This window comes from Sphingomonas sp. PR090111-T3T-6A (assembly GCF_000383095.1).
GTDB lineage: Bacteria > Pseudomonadota > Alphaproteobacteria > Sphingomonadales > Sphingomonadaceae > Solisphingomonas.
The window spans coordinates 40,716-58,835 of the sequence record NZ_AORL01000023.1 but is presented as its reverse complement, the minus strand read 5'-3'; the positions used below and the strand labels follow the sequence as shown (position 1 = coordinate 58,835).

Below are 18,120 nucleotides of genomic sequence, written 5' to 3'. Positions count from 1 at the left end.
TTAGCGGATGACAGCATTGACAATTGGTGTCTGGATGGTAGCCCTACCATCGGGCGGCGTAAGATTGCCCGAGTGAAAAATGAGGCCGGTATCAGGGACCGGCGCCAGATGGAGGGGGTTTCATGAAGGGCTTCGGGCTCTTGCCGACGCTTGCGCGTTCGGCATCGACGATTGCTGTCGCCACCGGTCTTGCGATACCGGGCGTCGCGATGGCGCAGACGGCCTCGGGGCCGTCGGACGCAGCGGCACCCACGCTCGCCGCACCACAAACCGCCGCCGGTCCGCAAAGTGACGCCGCCACCGCAGGCGTCGGCAGCGAGATCGTCGTCACCGGCATCCGCGCCTCGCTGGAACGCTCGATCGCGATCAAGCGCAACACGCTCGGCATCGTCGACGCGATTTCGGCGGAAGATATCGGCAAGTTCCCCGATACGAACCTCGCGGAATCCCTCCAGCGCATTCCCGGCGTGTCGATCGACCGCGTCAACGGCGAAGGCGCGCAGGTCACCGTTCGCGGCTTCGGCCCGAGCTACAACCTCGTGACGTTGAACGGCCGCACGCTGGCGTCCTCCTACGACCAGACGGTCGGCGGCGACGAAAGCGGCGACGGTTCGCGCGGCGTCACCCGCTCGTTCGACTTCTCGAACATCGCGACCGAAGGCGTCAAGACGCTGGAAGTCTACAAGACCGGCCGCGCGGCCGTTCCCTCGGGCGGCATCGGCGCCACGATCAACGTCGTAACCCGCTCGCCGCTCGACGCCAAGGATCCGGGCTTCAACGGCTCGATCGGCGCCAAGGCCAACTGGGACACCAGCGCCGACGACTGCGTCCATTGCGGCTCGAAGGTCACGCCCGACATCACCGGCGTCCTCAACTGGAGCAATCCGGATCAGACCTTCGGCGTCTCGCTGTTCGGCAACTATTCGCAGCGCCATTTCTCGACCGTCGCCGCCACGTCGAACGACTGGAACATCCGTACTCTTTCGGACTTCCTCGATCCGGCCAACGGCTTCGTGAAGAGCGACGGCACGACCAAGATCAACAACATGCCGTCGAACCCGAACGAGCTGGTCTCGGTCCCGAACGACAGCCGCTATCACTTCTCGGACGACAAGTATGAGCGCTTCAACACGCGCGGCGTCGTGCAGTGGAAGCCGGTCGACACGCTGACGCTGACGGCGGATGCCCTCTACGTCCAGACCAAGCAGAAGGAAATCCGTTCGGACGAATCCAACTGGTTCAACCGTCCGTTCGACGAAGTCACCTTCGACAACAACCCGACCGTCGCGACCACGACCTACCTGCATGAAACCATCGCAGGCGTGAAGGACGTCGACTTCGAACAGCAGGCTCGCGCCCAGAAGAACACGCTTCAGGATTACGGCCTGAACGCGAAGTGGGACGTCACCGACCGCTTCACCTTCTCGGTCGACGGCCACTACGGCAAGTCGTCGGTTCTGCCGGACAACAAGAACGGCACCAGCTCGACCCTCGTCGGCCTCGGCGCCAACGTGATCGCCGCGCACTCGGTCGATTACAGCGGCCCGATCCCCGTCCAGGACGAGACGATCGACGATTCCCAGAAGGGCAACAACAACGGCGTGCTCGACGTGGGCGACGTCGGTTCGTCGATCGGCCGCACCTTCACCACCAGCCAGCGCCAGACGGTCAAGGAAATCCGCGCCGACGGCGGCTGGGATCTGGGTGGCGGCAGCCGCTTCGACTTCGGCGGCCTGTATCGCGACACCAAGACCAACGAGAAGCTGCTGGCGACCCAGCAGACGCTCGGCAACTGGTCGGTCGACAATCCCGGCGACGTCGAGGCGATGTCGCCCGGCACGCTTCATGACTTCTGCCTGCTCTGCAAGTTCAACTCCTATGATCCGCACGCCACGGGCGCGAACCTGATCGCCTTCCGCGGCGATCCGCTGACGCTCTACAACGATCTGTCGCAGGGTTATCTTGCGGTCGACTCCGCCAACGGCACGGACGGCCACCAGGTCGCCATCACCAACAACGAGAACAACACCGTCCGCGAGAAGATCTGGGCCGTCTATGGCCAGGTCACCTGGAAGGGCCAGCTCGCCGGCATGGACGCCAACCTCGTCGCGGGTGCCCGTTACGAGCACACCGAAGAGCAGGCGACCTCGCTCGAAGCCGTGCCGACCGCCATCACCTGGGTGTCGGACAACGACTTCACGGTGAAGGTGTCCAACACGCCGACGGTGCTGCGCAACACCGGCCACTACGACAACCTGCTGCCGGCGTTCGACTTCTCGCTCAACCTGAAGTCGAACCTGATCGCCCGCTTCTCGGCGAGCCGCACGATCGCGCGTCCGAACTACGACACGCTGTTCGCGTCGACCGCCGTGTCGGGCCCGCCGCGTCCGACGGCGATCGGCGGCGTCCCGACCGCGACCACCGGCAACACCAACCTCGCGCCGCTGATCTCGGACAACTTCGACGTGTCGTTCGAGTGGTATTACAAGCGCGACAGCTACATCTCGGTCGGTTTCTTCGACAAGCGCGTGCACAACTTCCTGGGCACGGGCGAGACGACCGGACCGCTGTTCGGCCTGAAGGATCCCACTTCGGGCGCTCCCGGCACCCGTTCGGGCGATGCCAAGGCCGCGCTCCAGGGTCTGGGCGCCGACATCAGCGACGTGAACCTGTTCACCTATGCGGCCCTCATCCAGCGGGATGGCGCGGCCGCGGCGGCGACCGAGTTCGGGGCGCACTACAACCCGGCGACGCACACCGTCGACCAGGCCTTCGTCAACGACGTCCTGTCGGCGGTCGACATCGACGGCAATGCGGACGACCCGGATTACCAGTTTTCCATCTCCAAGCCGATCAACAATCGGGATGCGCAGATCTGGGGCTTCGAACTTCAGGGCCAGCATTTCTTCGGGAATACGGGCATTGGCGTCGCGGCGAGCTTCACCTACGTCCATGGCGACGTCGGCTTCGACAATGGCGGCGATCCGAACGTCGACCAGTTCGCGCTGACGGGCCTCAGCAACTCGGCCAACGCCACGCTGATCTACGACAAGAACGGCATCTCCGCCCGCCTGTCGTACAACTGGCGCGACAAGTTCCTGTCGTCGCTCAACCGCGACAGCTATCGTAACCCGGTCAACACCAAGGCTTACGGTCAGCTCGATGCGAACATCAGCTACGACATCACGCCGCGTATCGGCGTGACGGTGGAAGCCATCAACCTCACCAACGAGAGCCTGCGTACCTATGGCCGCTCGGTGAGCAACGTGTGGTTCGCGCAGGAACTGCAGCGCCGCTTCCTTTTCGGGGCGCGCTACAAGTTCTGAGCCTGAACGAGCTTACGGACGAAGGAGGGGCCGCCGCTTTCGGGTGGCGGCCCTTTTCCTTGGGGTTGAAACGGGGCCTGACTTGGCTCCATGCTGATGCGGGTCCCGCTCGATCGGGGCGCTGACGCTTCTTCGGAAACGGCGGCGCGGCCGACGGGCCAGCGACAAGCTCTCGGGATTTTCGCATGACGAACATAATGCTGCTGAACAATGTCGAGCATCATGATCTCCGGGTCATGCTCGGCCATGCCGCCGCTTTCGGCGACGCCGTCAACCAGACGCTGATCTTCCCCACCGAATTCGAGGAAGCGCAGCGGGAATATCCGATCCTGTTCCAGCGGGCCGAGGATGGCCGCTATCAGGCGGTGGTGCTGCTCGGCCTCGATCGCGACGAGAATCTCTATCTCGAACAGAATGGCTGGACCGGCCGCTACGTCCCCGCCATCCACCAGCGCGGCCCCTTCCTGATCGGCTTTCAGGAGCGCGAGGTGGAGGGCGAGCGCATCCGCGAGCCGATGATCCATGTCGATCTCGACCACCCCCGCATCCGGCGCGGCGGCGAGGAGGAAGGCAGCCAGCCGCTCTTCCTGGCCCAGGGCGGCCATGCCCCCTATCTCGACCATGAGATCCGTATCCTGCGCGTCATCCATGACGGGCTGGAGGTCGGCCAGGCGATGTACGAGGCCTTTGCCGAGCATGGGCTGATCGAGCCGGTGCGCCTCCAGATATCGCTCGACGAGACGACGCGCTACGACCTGCCCGATTATCACACGGTCAGCGCCGAGAAGCTCCAGCAGCTCGACGGCGCGGCGCTGGAGAAGCTGCACCGTGCGGGCTTCCTGCGGGCGGCGTTCAACGTGGTTCAGTCGATGGGCAATATCAGCCGCCTGATCGACATGAAGAACCGCAAGCGCGAGGCCGGGCGCGTGCCCGAGATAGCCTGATCCCATGCTGGACACGGTGCCGCCCGTCGAAACCGTGACCGGCCGGACGGCGGCCGACATCGACCTCGCCGCGCTGCTGCAAGGCCAGCAGCCGGTGCTGTTCAAGGGCCTCGCCCGCGACTGGCCGCTGGTCCGCGCAGGCGCCGGGGGGGCGGATGCGGCGATGGCCTATCTCAAGGGCTTCTATCGGGGGCGTCCGGTCGCGGGCTATACGGGCGCGCCCGAGATCAAGGGGCGCTTCTTCTATAACGACGATGTGACGGCCATGAACTTCCGGGCCGAAAGCGTCGCGTTGGACGCCTTCCTCGATCGCATCCGCGGGCATCTCGACGATCCCGAGGCGCCCTCCTTCTACGTGGGGTCGACCGATCTCGATTCCTATCTGCCGGGCCTGCGCGCCGAGAACGGACTTGCGCTCGACGAGGCGGCCTTCGGGGCGAGCCCGCCGCTGGTCAGCATCTGGATCGGCAATCGCACCACCGCCGCCACCCATTACGACATGTCGAACAACATCGCCTGCTGCATGGTCGGCCGGCGGCGGTTCACCCTCTTCCCGCCCGAGCAGGTCCACAATCTCTACCCCGGCCCGCTGGAGCCGACGCCCGGCGGGCAGGTGGTCAGCATGGTCGATCTCCACGCGCCCGATCTCGATCGCTTTCCCCGCTTCGCACAGGCGCTCGCCGCCGCGCGGGTGGTCGAGATGGAGCCGGGCGACGTGCTCTTCTATCCCGCGCTCTGGTGGCATCAGGTCGATGCGCTCGATGCCTTCAACGCCATGATCAACTATTGGTGGACCGGCGCGCCGCGCTTCCTGGATTCTCCCCAGAACACGCTGCTCCACGGCCTGCTGAGCCTCCGCGACCGGCCGGAGAGCGAGAAGCGGGCGTGGCGCGAGCTGTTCGACTATTACATCTTCGGCCCCGCCGATCGCGCCGCCGCCCATCTGCCCGAGCATGCGCAAGGCCCGCTCGGCCCGCTCGACGAGATGAAGGCGCGGCGGCTGCGCGCCCTCCTCCTCAACCGCCTCAACCGATAACCTTGAACCCGGAGCCCGATGTGAGCACGCAGACCGTGAAGCGAGTGGTGATTGCAGGGGGCGGAACCGCCGGCTGGATCGCGGCGGCGGCCCTCTCCCGCCATCTGGGGCCGCTCCTCGACATCACGCTGGTCGAGTCCGACGAGATCGGCACGGTCGGCGTGGGCGAATCCACCATCCCCACGGCGCGCACCTTCCACCGCCTGCTCGGCCTCGACGAGCGCGGCTTCATGCGGGCCGCCAAGGCGAGCTTCAAGCTCGGCGTCACCTTCGAGAACTGGGGCGGCATCGGCGACCGCTACATCCACTCCTTCGGGCAGGTGGGCCATTCGACGTGGATGGGCGGCTTCCAGCATCTGTGGATGCAGGCGGCGGCGCAGGGTTTCGGCGGCGAGATCGGCGATTATTGCTTCGAGCTTCAGGCGGCCAAGGCCGAGCGCTTCGCCACATCCGACAAGGCGAACATCAACTACGCCTATCATCTCGACGCCGGGCTCTATGCCGGCTTCCTGCGCGCCTTCAGCGAGGCGCACGGGGCCAAGCGCGTCGAGGGCAAGATCGCCGAGGTCCGCCAGAACGGCGAGACGGGCTATATCGAGAGCCTCCTGCTCAGCGACGGCCGCGTGCTGGAAGGCGATCTGTTCATCGACTGCACGGGCTTCCGCGGCCTGCTGATCGAGCAGACGCTCAAGGCCGGCTTCGAGGACTGGCGCCACTGGCTGCCGACCGACAGCGCCATCGCCGCGCAGACGCCCTCCACCAAGCCCGCCTCCCCCTATACGCTGGCGAGCGCGCACGAGGCCGGCTGGCAGTGGCGCATCCCGCTCCAGCACCGGATGGGCAACGGCTTCGTCTATTGCAGCGAGCATATGTCGGACGAGGAGGCCCGCGCCCGCTTCCTCGCCAAGCTGGACGGCGAGCCGATCGCCGAGCCGCGCCTGATCCGCTACCGCGCCGGCACGCGCAAGACGGTGTGGGAGAAGAACTGCATCGCGCTCGGCCTCGCCTCGGGCTTCGTCGAGCCGCTGGAGTCGACCAGCATCCACCTCATCATGCTGGGCGCGACGCATCTGGTGCAGAACTTCCCGTTCAACGGGATGAACCCGGCGCTGGTCCGCCGCTACAACCAGCAGTCGCGCGCCGAGCTGGAGCGGGTGCGCGACTTCGTGATCCTGCATTATCACCAGACCGAGCGCGATGACTCGCCCTTCTGGGATTATTGCCGCACCATGGAGGTGCCCGAGTCGCTGGCCGAGCGCGTCGCGCTGTTCCGCGAGGATGGGCATCTCGTCCAGGATGCGGACGATCTGTTCCGCGTCGATAGCTGGCTCCAGGTGATGCTCGGCCAGCGCGTGCGGCCGAAGGGGCACCACCAGATGGGCCGCCTGCTCCCGCCCGAGGAGCTTCGGGAAGCGCTCGTCAACCTCAAGGGCAATATCGCGAAGGCGGTGGCGAACCTGCCCCGCCATCAGGATTTCCTCGACCAATATTGCTCGGCCGCCTGACGCCTGTCGGGGCTCTACCGGCCTGCGCCGCGACGGAGGACGCGGCCTGCCGGCATCGGCCTCACAGCGCCGCCAGACGCTCCCGCACGCGTTCCAGATCGGCGACGAAGAGGCGATATTCCTCCGCGCGCCGATCCTCGCCCGGCACGCGCAGCAGGAAGCTCGGATGCACCGTCACCCAGAGTTCCGAGCCGTCCTCCAGCGCGATCGCCCGGCCCCGGCTGCCCGAGATGGTGGTGCTCCGCCCGAGCAGCGATTGCGCCGCCGTCGCCCCCAGCGCGACCGTCACATGCGGCCGCACGATCGCGCGCTCCCGATCGAGCCACCAGCGGCAGGCCTCGGTCTCCGATGCGTTGGGCTTGGAATGGATGCGGCGCTTGCCGCGCGGCTCGAACTTGAAATGCTTGACCGCATTGGTGACGTAGATGGCGGCGCGATCGATCCCGGCCTCCGCCAGCGCGCGATCGAGCAACTGCCCGGCCGGGCCGACGAAGGGATGGCCCGCCCGATCCTCCTGATCGCCCGGCTGCTCGCCCACGAACAGCAGGCGCGCGTCGGCCGGGCCTTCGCCGAACACGGTCTGCGTGGCGGGCTTCCAGAGCGGGCAGCGGCGGCACCCCGTCGCTTCCTCGCGCAGCGCGTCGAGCGCGCTGCGGGCGTTGCTCCCCGTTCGGGCGGCGGCTTTCGCGACCATCGGCATCTCCCGTAGCTCCGCACCCGGCACCAACGCGGCTCCGGGCATGTCTTTCCTTCCCCGCCCCGGCGCCGATCCTTCGGAACAGGCAGGGAAAGGCCTTCGTTTCCCTTCCGGGAGGGGACACAGCAGTCCGGCAGGAGAAAGACATGGCCAAGCCGCCCCCATCCGGCCCGTCATCGGATATCGAAGGCGCCGACCAGACCGCGCACGAGCATCGCAAACCGGATCCTGCCAAGGGAACGGCCCGGGAGATCGAAAAGGCCCGCAAGGAGGCGAAGGGCCGCCCGAAGGGCGACAGCCAGCGCTACTGAGGAAGGTGCCGCGGCGATGCTCGATCCTTCCGACTGGGCGGCGATGCTCCTCCGCCTCGGGGTGGCGACGCTGATCGGGCTGGTGCTCGGGCTGGAGCGCGAATGGCACCGGCACGACGCGGGGCTGCGCACCCATGCGCTCGTCTCGCTCAGTTCCGCGATGATCACCATCTCCTCGCTGCTGCTGTTCGACACGCTGCGGCGGGAGGGGGGCCATAGCGATCCGCTGCGCGTCATCCAGGGGCTCGCGCAGGCGATCGGCTTCATCGCCGGCGGGCTCATCTTCATTCGCGGCGGCGGCGTCCGCAACATGACCACCGCCGCCAGCCTGTGGACCGCCGCCGCCGCCGGCATCGGCGCGGGCGCGGGGCAATATCTCCTCGTCGGGCTGGCATCGGCGATGGCGGCGCTGCTGTTGCTGCTCGACCGGTGGGTGAAGCGCTGGCTCCCCGCGCATCGCCACACAAGGGCCGGCGACGAGCCGGACAGGCTCCCCAATCGCCGGGGCAGCACGCGGATGACGGCCTCGCGGGAGAGCGACCGCTAGACGCACCCGCCGGAGCAAAGAACCATCAGGCTCGTTTCGGAAATCCGGGCGCCCGCCGCCCCCGAACGGAGACCAGAATGGACCGATTCTTCGCGAATATCTCAGGCCGTATCGCCGCTTTCGCGGGGCAACCGCTCGCCTTCGTGCTGGCGGCGATGCTGATCGTCCTGTGGGGCGTGTCCGGCCCGCTGTTCCATTATTCCGACACCTGGCAGCTCGTGGTGAACACCGCGACCACGATCGTCACCTTCCTGATGGTCTTCCTCATCCAGAACAGCCAGAATCGCGACGCGGCCGCGATGCAGGCCAAGCTCGACGAGCTGATCCGCGCGCTCGACGGCGCGCGCGGACACTTCATCGCGATCGAGCATCTGACGGACCGGCAGATCGAACGGATACGGGCCGCGATCGAGAAGGAGGCGGAGGAAGCGGGAGAAGAATCCGATTCCCGTCAGGACAAGAGCGAGACGGTGCAGACCAGCATGGCGAAGCTGATCGAACGAAGCTGACCGCCTAGCGGGAGGGCGAGCTATCGACGACGTGCGTGGGGAAGGTGCGCAGCACCTCGGTCACCACGAAGACGCCCGCGGCCAGAAGCAAGAGCGCGGCCACGACCCAGACGGCGAAGGCGCGCTTTTCCTTGCGGGGTTCGATTTCGGGCTTGTGCGGCAAGAGGGGCTCCTTTGCATGGCGGATGCCGATGCAGGAACCAACCGCCCGTCCGCACGGGGAGTTCCACCGCCTCTCCGGCGGCAGGCCCGCCCCGCCGCGACGGACGGGCAGCCGCGCGAGCAGGGATTTTTCCAACGGCGCCGAAACTTTTGGGCCGGTGCGGGATTGGACCTTGCGTGAACCGAGCCGCTGATCGGTTCCGCGCCCCGGCGGGTCATTCCCTGTCCGCCGGGGCGCTTTTTCCGGCCGTTCGGCGCAGCAGCCCTGCCCGCTACGCCTTCTCCCGCCAGAACATCACCGCGCCATAGGCCGAGAGCAGCGCCAGGCTGAACCAGGTGATCGCGTAGACGAGATGGTTGTTGGGGAAGGAGATAACCGTCAGCCCGCCCAGCGGCCATCCGCCGGGGTTCGGCGCCGCATCCGCATCGATGAAATAAGGGGCCGTGGTTCCCAGCCCCCGCGCCCTCGCGATCGCCGCGACATCGCGCGAGAACCAGCGCCCCTGCGCTGGCTCGTTCGGCTCGAAGATGCGGCCCTTGGGCTCCGTGATGCGCAGCAGGCCCGTGATCCGCACCGGGCCGGCGGGCTGGCCGCTCGCGCGCGATCGGGGATCGGCCTGCTTCTCGGGAACATAGCCCCGGTTGATGAGGACGGTATATCCCGCAGGCGTCTGCAACGGCGTCAGCACCCAATAGCCGGGGCCCTGCTCGGTGAGCGCCTGCACCAGCGTCTCCCGGTCGTTCAGCAGCCGGCCTTCGACCGTGACGTGCCGATACTGGTCGCGCGCCGCCGAGACTCTCGGCCAGTCCGCAGGCCCGGGAGTGGGCGTCGCGGCTGCGTGGACACGCTTGTCGACGGCGTCGATGAGCGCCAGCTTCCACGCGCGCCGCTCGATCTGCCACACGCACAGCGCCCCGAACAGCGCGACGCAGAGCATCGCGAAGCCGGCGAGCGCCATACGTTTGCCCCGGCTGGGGACGTCTTCTTCCATAAGGCCTTCCCGAACGATCAGTGCATCGGGACGGTCGGCATCGGCATCATGTTGGTGTTGAGATGGAACATGACCCAAACCGAGCCCCCGATGGTGAGCACCACGATCACCGTCGTGAACAGGAAGGACAGCAGCGTCCACCCGCCCTCCGATCGCGTGTCCAGATGCAGGAAGCAGATCACATGGACGACGATCTGGACGAGCGCGAGCGCAAAGATGAGCGCGGCGGTCAATCCCGGGCTGGGCAGCGGCCTCGCCATCACCAGCCAGAAGGGCAGCACCGTCAGCAGGATCGCCAGCGCCGCCCCGATCCGATAGCTGCGCGGGCTGCCGTGGCCGGGCTCGCCGCTATGGGCGTGATGCGCGTCGGTGTGGGAGGTGCTCAACGGACCACTCCATAGAGATAGACGAAGGTGAACACGCCGATCCAGATGATGTCGAGGAAGTGCCAGAACATCGACAGGCACATCAGCCGCCGCTTCATGTCGTGCGTCAGCCCGCGCTGGCCGAGCTGCACGAGCATGGTGACGATCCAGATGAGGCCGCAGGTGACGTGCGCGCCGTGCGTGCCCACCAGCGTGAAGAAGGCCGAGAGGAAGGCGCTGCGCTGCGGGCCGGCGCCTTCCGCCACGAGATGGGCGAACTCGGACAGCTCCACCCCGATGAAGGCCGCGCCGAGCAGGCCCGTCACCGCCAGCCAGAGGCGCGTCGGGCCGACGCGGCCCGCCTCGATATAGGGGATCGCCTGCCCGAAGGTGATCGAGGAGGCGAGCAGGAAGGCAGTGTTCAGCGCGACCAGCGGCAGATCGAAGATCTCCCGCGGGGTCGGCCCGCCCGCATAGCTGCTGCTCACCACGCCGAACATCGCGAACAGCGAGGCGAAGATGAGCGCGTCGCTCATCAGGTAGATCCAGAAGCCCAGGATCGTGGCGCCCCCGCCGCCATGATCGTGGTGCTCCTCCTCCACCTGATGCCAGGTGATGGCGCCGCTCTCGCCGGGTTCCAAAGCGCGATCGGTCATGTCAGGCCCTCGCCTCCAGCGGTTGCGGTCGGCTGCTCTCCGTCCGGGTGACTTCCTCGGCGGGGATGAAATAGTCCCGGTTGAAGTTGAACGTGTGACCGATCGCGACCACGAACAGGCCGACGAAGCTGATCGCCGCCAGCCACCACATGTACCAGATCATGCCGAAGCCGAGCGTGAAGGCGAGCCCCGCCAGGATCACGCCCGCGCCGGTGTTGCGCGGCATGTGGATCGGGCGGAAGCCGTCCGCCGGCCGCTCATAGCCGCGCGTCTTCATGTCGTACCACGCGTCGAGATCGTGGATGACCGGCGTCAGCGCGAAATTATAGGGCGGCGGCGGCGACGTGGTCGACCATTCGAGCGTGCGGCCGTTCCACGGATCGCCGGTGGTGTCGCGAAGCTGGTCGCGCTTCACGATGCCCATGACGATGCTCATCACGAAGCCGATGATGCCGATGAAGATCACCACCGCGCCGATCGCCGCGACGACGAAATAGGGCTGGAGCGACAGGTCGTCGAAATGGTGGACGCGCCGCGTCGTGCCCATCAGGCCGACGATGTAGATCGGCGCCCAGGCGATCCAGAAACCGACCGTCCAGCCCCAGAAGGCGACATGGCCCCAGAAGGGATCGAGCTTGAAGCCGAACGCCTTGGGAAACCAGTAGACCATCCCCGCGAACAGCCCGAACACCACGCCGCCGATGATGACGTTGTGGAAGTGCGCGACGAGGAACAGCGAGTTGTGCAGCACGAAGTCCGCCGGCGGAATGGCGAGCAGCACGCCGGTCATGCCACCGATCACGAAGGTGAGCATGAAGGCCACCACCCACATCATCGGCAGCTCGAAGCGGATGTCGCCCCGGTACATGGTGAACAGCCAGTTGAAGATCTTGGCCCCCGTGGGGATCGAGATCACCATCGTGGCGATGCCGAAGAAGCTGTTCACGCTCGGCCCTGCGCCCATGGTGAAGAAATGGTGCAGCCAGACCAGATAGGACAGGATGGTGATGACCACGGTCGCGTAGACCATCGACGAATAGCCGAAGAGGCGCTTGCCCGTGAAGGTCGACGTGATCTCGGAGAAGATGCCGAACGCCGGCAGGACGAGGACGTAGACCTCCGGGTGCCCCCAGATCCACACCATGTTCCAGTACATCATCGGCGCGCCGCCGAGCTGGTTGGTGAAGAAGTGGGTGCCGGCGTAGCGATCGAGGAGGAGCAGCAGGAAAGCCGCGGTGAGCGCGGGGAAGATGGCGACCGCCAGCGCGTTGGAGCAGAGCGCCGTCCAGCAGAACACCGGCATCTTCATCATCGTCATGCCCGGCGCGCGCATCCTGATGATGGTGGCGACCATGTTGATCGCCGACAGCGTGGTGCCGACGCCGGCTATCTGCAACGACCAGAGATAATAATCGACGCCCGTGTCGGGGCTGTAATCCAGCTCGGAGAGCGGCGCATAGCCGAGCCAGCCGGTGCGGGCGAACTCGCCGACGAACAGCGAGAGCATCACCAGGATCGCGCCCGCCACCGTCAGCCAGAAGCTCAGATTGTTGAGGAAGGGGAAGGCGACGTCGCGCGCGCCGATCTGCAACGGCATCACGAAATTGACGATGCCCACCACCAGCGGGATCGCCACGAAGAAGATCATGATCGTCCCGTGCGCGGTGAATATCTGGTCGTAATGGTGCGACGGCAGATAGCCCTGGTCCGCCCCGAACGCGACCGCCTGCTGCCCGCGCATCATCAGCGCGTCCGAGAAGCCGCGCAGCAGCATGATGATGCCCAGCACCAGATACATGATGCCGATCCGCTTGTGATCGACGCTGGTGAACCATTCCTTCCAGAGATAGCCCCAGAGGCGATAGCGCGTGATCGCCGCCAGCACCGCCAGCCCTCCCAGGGCCACGACGACGAAGGTGATGACGAGGATCGGCTCGTGGATCGGGAGGGCCTCCAGTGTCAGCCGTCCGAAGATCATCTTGGTGAGCGTGTCGGTCATAGCTGTTCCGCTGGCACGAGATCAGGCGTGACCGGCGCGCACCGCGCCGGGGGCGAGGGAGGGATCGGCCCGCGTCATGTCGCGGTTGCGCGGATCGCCGGGCGTGCGCTGGCCGGGCGTGCCGGGCTGCACCGTCCTGGTCACGTTCGGGCCGGAGCCTTTCTCCTGCGGAGTCTTCTCCAGCGCGGGCACGGGCTGCCCGCCGGGGACCGGCGCCGACTCGCGTCCGGGCGCCATGCCGGCCCCCATCTGCGGGTTTTCGGGGTTGCCGCCCGCCCGCTGCATGTCCCGCCGCATGACGTCGACCGCACACGGTTTGCCGGGCTCGACGCAGCGGTTGACGATCCGCTCGAACAGCCCCGGCTGCACCGCGGCGAAGTGCATCACCGGCACCCGCTCGCTCGGCTGGGCGAGCGCGATGTAGGTCTGCGTCGCGAGGCCACCCCCGCCCCCTTCACGCCGGCCACCCAGCGATCGAAGTCCGCCGGCGACAGGCCGTGCAGCTTGAACTGCATGTCCGAGAAGCCGCGGCCCGTATAGTTGCCCGAATAGCCCGTGGTCTCGACCGGCCGGTTGAGCACCGCGTTCAGCTCGGAGCGCATGTTGGGCATGGCATAGATCATGCCCGCCAGCGTCGGCGCGTAGAAGGTGTTGAACTGGTCGGTCGAGGTGATCGAGAAATGGACCGGCACGTTGGTCGGCAGCGCCAGTTCGTTGACCGTCGCGACGCCCAGATCCGGATAGATGAACAGCCATTTCCAGTCGAGACCGACGACCTGCACCTCCAGCGGCTTGGTGCCGGGCGGAACCGGCTTGCCCGGCGCGATCCGCGCCAGCGGCCGGAAGGGATCGAGCAGATGCGTGCTCGTCCAGGTGACGGCGCTCAAGGCGATGATGATGAACAGCGGGCAGGCCCAGATGACCAGTTCGAGCGTGGTCGAATGATCGAAGCCCGGATCGTAGGTCTTGTTGGGATTGCCGCGCCTGTAACGCCAGGCGAAGAGGACGATGAGCACCATCACCGGCACGATGATGAGCAGCATCACGAGCGTGGCGAAAAGGATCAGATTGCGTTGCTGGAGGGCGATATCCCCTGCGGGGTTCATGACGTCCCGGCTGCATCCGCCGAGGAGCGCGGACAGGGCCAGGAGGCTGAAGCGCAGGCCGTTGCCGATGGGGTTGGGTGCTTGTCTCCGCATGCGTCCCGCGAGCCCTCCCTTGTCCGATTCGATCGCTCGATCAGAGCCCCGCTATAGTGGACCGCCGGATGAACAAACAGCAAGAGAGTATCGTTGCGTCCCCGTCGTTGGCAAAGTACCGTGGCAATCAAAATTGCTCTTCGATGAATCGAGGGAGGCGAACGGGATGGCGGCAGGCACGCTGGACACGGCGAACTCGACTCCGCTGGAGCGCGACGCCCGGCTGATCAACGCCCGCGAGCATCAGATCCGGCCAGGCGACATCGCGGTGGGCGTCATCATCGGGCGCTCGACGGAGTTCTTCGATTTCTTCGTCTACGCGATCGCTTCCGTCTTGGTCTTTCCGGCGCTGATCTTCCCCTATGTCAACGCGCTGACCGGAACGCTCTACTCCTTCGCGATCTTCGCCCTGTCCTTCGCCGCGCGCCCGTTCGGCGCCCTCGTCTTCATGTGGCTGGACCGGCGGCACGGGCGCGGGGTGAAGCTCACCATCGCCATGTTCCTGCTCGGCGGATCGACAGCGGCGATGGCCTTCCTGCCGGGCTATGCCGAAGCGGGCGGCATGGCCGTCGTGCTGCTCGCGCTCTTCCGCCTCGGCCAGGGCTTCGCGCAGGGCGGGACGTGGGACGGGCTGCCGTCGCTCCTGTCGCTCGCCGCGCCGGCCGGGCGGCGCGGCTGGTTCGCGATGATCCCGCAGCTCGGGGCGCCGATCGGCCTGTTCGTGGCGGCCGCCGTGTTCACCTTCCTGCTGAACACCCTCCCCCCCGCGGACTTCCTCGACTGGGGCTGGCGCTATCCCTTCTTCGTCGCCTTCGTCATCAACGTCGTGGCCCTGTTCGCCCGCCTGCGCCTGATCTCCACGCCGGAGTTCCAGGAGCTGTTCGAGAGCCGCGAGTTGCAGCCCTCCCCGGTCACGGAAATGTTCCAGGAGGAAGGGCGCACCGTGATCCTCGGCGCCTTCGCGCCGCTCGCCAGCTTCGCGCTCTTCCATCTGGTGACGGTGTTCCCGCTGTCCTGGGTGGTGCTGTCCGGCGAGAAGCCGGTCCGCTTCCTGGCGATCGAGATGGTGGGCGCGGCCGTCGGCCTGCTGGCGGTCACCTTGTCCGGCGCGATCGCGGACAAGGTCGGGCGCCGCACGCTGCTGGGCAGCTCGGCGGTCCTGATCGGCGCGTACAGCGGCTTCGCCCCGCAGCTTCTGGGGCGCGGCACGGCCGGCGAATGGGCCTATATGATGCTGGGCTTCGTCCTTCTGGGCCTGTCCTTCGGCCAGGCTTCCGGTGCGACCAACAGCAGCTTCTCGCCCAAGCATCGCTATACCGGCGCCGGCACGACGGCGACCGCCTCCTGGTTCATCGGGGCCGGCTTCGCGCCGCTGGCCGCCCTGCTGCTCGCCAGCAATTTCGGGCTGATCTCGGTGGGTGCCTATCTTCTCTCGGGCGCGGTCTGCACGCTGGTGGCGCTCGGCCTGAACCGGGAATGGGGCCGCAAGACGGACTGAGAGGGAATGTCCGGGAGAGAAGGTTCCCTCCCGGACCGGTGGACTTCGCTCAGTTGCCGCTGTGCGTATCGACCACCCGCTCGACGGTCAGATCGGTGACGACGCCATCGGCGGTGTGCAGGTGCGTCGTATAGCGGATGTCGTCGAAATTCTCGTCGGTGGCGGCCATCTCGTTATAGAGGCAGCGGATCGTGTTGGCCTCGTGGCGGCTGGGGCGGCAGGACGCGCCGGCATCTTTCAGCACCGCCTGCGCCTGCGCGATCGGGGTGCCCGCCGGGATGGCGCCGCCCAGCGCATTCTGCGCCTCGGCCGTGCGGTCCCCCGCATTATACTCGATCGAGCGGAAGCTGACCGCCGGGTGCGCCGCATAAGCCGCCGGAGCCGCGACGAGGGTGGCACCGGCCAGAACGGCACCGAACAGAGCAGAACGCATATCTTGTCCTTTCGAGAAATCCAGGCGCGCGCAAACCACGACGGGGCGCCGCGCTTCAGGGGTTCAGAGGGGTGAGGTGGCGGCGTGCCTCATGCGGCCGGGCGTCGAGCCGGGCGGCGTTCGAGGAGGCACGGGGCCGGAACATCCGGTTCAGGGCGGCGAGAGCGTTCTTCCCGACGCGCCCGGAAATGGCCGGTTTGCCCTTTCCATGTGAGATCTCCGTCTCAATTGCGTTGAGAACCATCTGGGCGCTTGCGTCATAATTTTCTAAGACTGATTTCTTACAACCGCGATAAGCAGGACTTATAGGCATGCTGCTTCGACACATCCGCTACCTGCTGGCTGTCGCCGAGCAGGGCAGCTTCACCCGCGCGGCGCTGACGCTGCATGTGTCGCAGCCCGCGCTCTCGCAGCAGATCCGTCAGCTCGAAGACCAGATGGGCACCCAGTTGCTGGACCGGAGCGGCCGGACGGTGCGGCCGACCGACGCGGGGGATGCCTTCCTCGCCTATGCGCGCCGCGCGCTCGCCGAGCTGGAGGCGGGCAGCCGGGCCGTGCGCGATGTCCGCGATCTGTCGAGCGGCACGCTGCGCATCGCCTGCGCGCCCAGCTTCTCCGCCTATCTGATGGCGCCGCTCGCCCAGCATTTCCACGATCGCCATCCCGGCATCACGCTGTGGCTGGAAGAGATGGCGCAGGAGGAGATCGAGGCGGCGCTGGGCGCGGACCGGATCGATCTCGGCATCGCCACCAGCGACGTCCATGCCGAGGACGTCGAATGGCAACCGCTCCATGAGGAGCGCCTCGGCCTGATCGTGGGGAAGCAGCATCCGATCGCCGCGCTCGGCCACGCGGTCGGGACGACGATGCTGGAGAGCCTGCCGCTGGTGCTGCTGAGCGCGCAATATGCGACGCGGATGAAGATCGACAGCCACTTCCGCCACCATGGCATCCGCCCGACGGTGGCGATGGAAGCGGATTCGATGGAGACGATCATCGAGATCGTGCGCAAGGGGCGTCTGGCGACGATCCTTCCCAATGCCGTGGTGCACAACCGGCCGAGCCTGCGCGCCGCGGCGCTGGCGCCGGTGATCGAGACCCGCCAGGTCGCGCTGCTCCAGCGACGGGGCGGCTATCGGAGCGCCGCCGCGCGGGCCTTCGTCGCGCTGGCGGAGGAGGAGAAGCATCTGTTCGCCGACGGCGACCGGGCACCGCCCGACCGCCGTTCGGCCTGAGCCTCAATTCTCCCGTTCGCCGCCCAGATTGAGCAGGAGCTGGAAGAGGTTGATGAGGTTCAGATACAGGCTGAGCGCGCTCATCACCTGGAGCTTCTCGGCCTGTTCCGAGCCCGCATAAGCGAGATATTCGGATTTGGCGCGCTGCGTGTCCCACGCGGTCAGGCCCGTGAAGACCGCCACGCCGGCAAGCGACACCAGCGTCTGGATCGCGCTCGACCCGACGAAGATGTTGATCAGCGACGTCGCGACGACGCCGATCAGGCCCATCATCAGGAAGGTCGACCAGCGGGAAAGGTCCCGCCCCGTGGTATAGCCCCACAGGCTGATCCCCGCGAACATCGTCGCCGCCACGAGGAACATCTGCGCGATGCTCGTCGCGGTGAAGACGAGGAAGATGCTCGCCATCGACACGCCCATCAGCGCCGCGAAGCCATAGAAGGCCAGCCGCGCCGACGCCGTCGTCATCCGCTCGATGCGGAAGGTGAAGAGCATCACGAAAGCCAGCGGCGCCAGCATCGCCACCCATTTGAGTGGCGTGCCGAAGATCGCCGCCGCGAGAGCGGGCGAACTCGCCACTCCGAACGCCACGGCCGCCGTCACCAGCAGGCCGAGCGCCATCACGCGATAGATGCCGATCATGTGCCGGCGCAGGCCCGCGTCATGAGCGGGCGTCGCCAGCGGTTTCAGGAGAACGCGTTCCATG

General features: G+C 66.8%; 18 protein-coding genes and 1 pseudogene. 9 read left to right on the top strand and 10 right to left on the bottom strand.

Going from position 1 to position 18,120, the window contains the following annotated elements; translation table 11 throughout:
- The first annotated feature begins 122 nt into the window (after positions 1-122).
- The 4 genes from ST3T6A_RS0118015 to ST3T6A_RS0118000 all read left to right on the top strand — a co-directional run bounded on the left by ST3T6A_RS0118015 (position 123) and on the right by ST3T6A_RS0118000 (position 6,811).
- On the top strand, positions 123-3,326 hold the full coding sequence (locus ST3T6A_RS0118015) for a TonB-dependent receptor (protein WP_019834357.1): 3,204 nt from the start codon (positions 123-125) through the stop codon (positions 3,324-3,326).
- A gap of 185 nt (positions 3,327-3,511) precedes the next feature.
- Positions 3,512-4,270 (top strand): SapC family protein, encoded by a 759-nt coding sequence (locus ST3T6A_RS0118010; RefSeq protein ID WP_026359847.1) that lies wholly within the window; start codon positions 3,512-3,514, stop codon positions 4,268-4,270.
- 4 nt (positions 4,271-4,274) lie between these two features.
- Complete coding sequence (locus tag ST3T6A_RS0118005) at positions 4,275-5,306, top strand: cupin-like domain-containing protein (protein ID WP_019834355.1); 1,032 nt, start codon at positions 4,275-4,277, stop codon at positions 5,304-5,306.
- 20 nt (positions 5,307-5,326) lie between these two features.
- On the top strand, positions 5,327-6,811 hold the full coding sequence (locus ST3T6A_RS0118000; RefSeq protein WP_026359845.1) for a tryptophan halogenase family protein: 1,485 nt from the start codon (positions 5,327-5,329) through the stop codon (positions 6,809-6,811).
- Between the two features lie 61 nt (positions 6,812-6,872).
- Here ST3T6A_RS0118000 and ST3T6A_RS20565 read toward each other — a convergent pair.
- Positions 6,873-7,574, bottom strand: a pseudogene (locus tag ST3T6A_RS20565) (UdgX family uracil-DNA binding protein); the annotation flags it as partial.
- Between the two features lie 80 nt (positions 7,575-7,654).
- Between ST3T6A_RS20565 and ST3T6A_RS21640 the strand changes: the two are divergent.
- From ST3T6A_RS21640 to ST3T6A_RS0117980, 3 genes are all read left to right on the top strand, one after another.
- Positions 7,655-7,819, top strand: a complete 165-nt coding sequence (locus tag ST3T6A_RS21640) for a hypothetical protein (protein ID WP_019834352.1) — start codon at positions 7,655-7,657, stop codon at positions 7,817-7,819.
- A gap of 16 nt (positions 7,820-7,835) precedes the next feature.
- Complete coding sequence (locus ST3T6A_RS0117985) at positions 7,836-8,366, top strand: MgtC/SapB family protein (RefSeq protein WP_019834351.1); 531 nt, start codon at positions 7,836-7,838, stop codon at positions 8,364-8,366.
- Between the two features lie 77 nt (positions 8,367-8,443).
- Positions 8,444-8,875: a low affinity iron permease family protein gene (locus ST3T6A_RS0117980; RefSeq protein WP_019834350.1), complete on the top strand. Its 432-nt coding sequence runs from the start codon at positions 8,444-8,446 to the stop codon at positions 8,873-8,875.
- Between the two features lie 4 nt (positions 8,876-8,879).
- Here the strand turns inward: ST3T6A_RS0117980 and ST3T6A_RS21635 are convergent, their stop codons facing one another.
- The 7 genes from ST3T6A_RS21635 to cyoA all read right to left on the bottom strand — a co-directional run bounded on the left by ST3T6A_RS21635 (position 8,880) and on the right by cyoA (position 14,248).
- Complete coding sequence (locus tag ST3T6A_RS21635; protein WP_019834349.1) at positions 8,880-9,038, bottom strand: hypothetical protein; 159 nt, start codon at positions 9,036-9,038, stop codon at positions 8,880-8,882.
- A 271-nt stretch (positions 9,039-9,309) separates the two neighbouring features.
- Positions 9,310-10,029, bottom strand: a complete 720-nt coding sequence (locus ST3T6A_RS0117970) for an SURF1 family protein (protein WP_157602969.1) — start codon at positions 10,027-10,029, stop codon at positions 9,310-9,312.
- Between the two features lie 17 nt (positions 10,030-10,046).
- Positions 10,047-10,415: a cytochrome o ubiquinol oxidase subunit IV gene (gene cyoD / locus ST3T6A_RS0117965; RefSeq protein WP_019834347.1), complete on the bottom strand. Its 369-nt coding sequence runs from the start codon at positions 10,413-10,415 to the stop codon at positions 10,047-10,049.
- Positions 10,412-11,050, bottom strand: a complete 639-nt coding sequence (gene cyoC / locus ST3T6A_RS0117960) for a cytochrome o ubiquinol oxidase subunit III (RefSeq protein ID WP_019834346.1) — start codon at positions 11,048-11,050, stop codon at positions 10,412-10,414. The genes cyoD and cyoC overlap by 4 nt, the downstream gene beginning before the upstream one ends.
- A gap of 1 nt (position 11,051) precedes the next feature.
- Positions 11,052-13,049: a cytochrome o ubiquinol oxidase subunit I gene (gene cyoB / locus ST3T6A_RS0117955; RefSeq protein WP_019834345.1), complete on the bottom strand. Its 1,998-nt coding sequence runs from the start codon at positions 13,047-13,049 to the stop codon at positions 11,052-11,054.
- 21 nt (positions 13,050-13,070) lie between these two features.
- A complete protein-coding gene (locus tag ST3T6A_RS22080; protein ID WP_019834344.1) occupies positions 13,071-13,433 on the bottom strand; it encodes a COX aromatic rich motif-containing protein in 363 nt (120 codons plus the stop codon).
- On the bottom strand, positions 13,433-14,248 hold the full coding sequence (gene cyoA, locus ST3T6A_RS20560; RefSeq protein ID WP_235785853.1) for a ubiquinol oxidase subunit II: 816 nt from the start codon (positions 14,246-14,248) through the stop codon (positions 13,433-13,435). The genes ST3T6A_RS22080 and cyoA overlap by 1 nt, the downstream gene beginning before the upstream one ends.
- 166 nt (positions 14,249-14,414) lie before the next feature.
- On the opposite strand from cyoA, the gene ST3T6A_RS0117945 reads away from it, so the two are divergent.
- Complete coding sequence (locus ST3T6A_RS0117945; protein WP_019834343.1) at positions 14,415-15,746, top strand: MFS transporter; 1,332 nt, start codon at positions 14,415-14,417, stop codon at positions 15,744-15,746.
- A 49-nt stretch (positions 15,747-15,795) separates the two neighbouring features.
- On the opposite strand, the gene ST3T6A_RS0117940 is transcribed toward ST3T6A_RS0117945, so the two are convergent.
- Positions 15,796-16,179: a hypothetical protein gene (locus tag ST3T6A_RS0117940; protein WP_019834342.1), complete on the bottom strand. Its 384-nt coding sequence runs from the start codon at positions 16,177-16,179 to the stop codon at positions 15,796-15,798.
- A 311-nt stretch (positions 16,180-16,490) separates the two neighbouring features.
- Between ST3T6A_RS0117940 and cynR the strand changes: the two genes are divergently transcribed.
- Positions 16,491-17,414, top strand: a complete 924-nt coding sequence (cynR, locus tag ST3T6A_RS0117935; protein WP_019834341.1) for a transcriptional regulator CynR — start codon at positions 16,491-16,493, stop codon at positions 17,412-17,414.
- A 3-nt stretch (positions 17,415-17,417) separates the two neighbouring features.
- On the opposite strand, the gene ST3T6A_RS0117930 is transcribed toward cynR, so the two are convergent.
- Positions 17,418-18,119, bottom strand: coding sequence for a Bax inhibitor-1/YccA family protein (locus tag ST3T6A_RS0117930; RefSeq protein ID WP_019834340.1), 702 nt, complete (start codon positions 18,117-18,119; stop codon positions 17,418-17,420).
- Position 18,120 lies beyond the last annotated feature (1 nt).

Coding starts and splice junctions, on each gene's coding strand:
- ST3T6A_RS0118015 (WP_019834357.1), top strand. CDS start 123: ATGAAGGGCTTCGGGCTCTTGCCGACGCTTGCGCGTTCGGCATCGACG.
- ST3T6A_RS0118010 (WP_026359847.1), top strand. CDS start 3,512: ATGACGAACATAATGCTGCTGAACAATGTCGAGCATCATGATCTCCGG.
- ST3T6A_RS0118005 (WP_019834355.1), top strand. CDS start 4,275: ATGCTGGACACGGTGCCGCCCGTCGAAACCGTGACCGGCCGGACGGCG.
- ST3T6A_RS21640 (WP_019834352.1), top strand. CDS start 7,655: ATGGCCAAGCCGCCCCCATCCGGCCCGTCATCGGATATCGAAGGCGCC.
- ST3T6A_RS0117985 (WP_019834351.1), top strand. CDS start 7,836: ATGCTCGATCCTTCCGACTGGGCGGCGATGCTCCTCCGCCTCGGGGTG.
- ST3T6A_RS0117980 (WP_019834350.1), top strand. CDS start 8,444: ATGGACCGATTCTTCGCGAATATCTCAGGCCGTATCGCCGCTTTCGCG.
- ST3T6A_RS0117970 (WP_157602969.1), bottom strand. CDS start 10,029: ATGGAAGAAGACGTCCCCAGCCGGGGCAAACGTATGGCGCTCGCCGGC.
- cyoC (WP_019834346.1), bottom strand. CDS start 11,050: ATGACCGATCGCGCTTTGGAACCCGGCGAGAGCGGCGCCATCACCTGG.
- cyoB (WP_019834345.1), bottom strand. CDS start 13,049: ATGACCGACACGCTCACCAAGATGATCTTCGGACGGCTGACACTGGAG.
- ST3T6A_RS22080 (WP_019834344.1), bottom strand. CDS start 13,433: ATGCACTTCGCCGCGGTGCAGCCGGGGCTGTTCGAGCGGATCGTCAAC.
- cyoA (WP_235785853.1), bottom strand. CDS start 14,248: ATGCGGAGACAAGCACCCAACCCCATCGGCAACGGCCTGCGCTTCAGC.
- ST3T6A_RS0117945 (WP_019834343.1), top strand. CDS start 14,415: ATGGCGGCAGGCACGCTGGACACGGCGAACTCGACTCCGCTGGAGCGC.
- ST3T6A_RS0117940 (WP_019834342.1), bottom strand. CDS start 16,179: ATGCGTTCTGCTCTGTTCGGTGCCGTTCTGGCCGGTGCCACCCTCGTC.
- cynR (WP_019834341.1), top strand. CDS start 16,491: ATGCTGCTTCGACACATCCGCTACCTGCTGGCTGTCGCCGAGCAGGGC.
- ST3T6A_RS0117930 (WP_019834340.1), bottom strand. CDS start 18,119: ATGGAACGCGTTCTCCTGAAACCGCTGGCGACGCCCGCTCATGACGCG.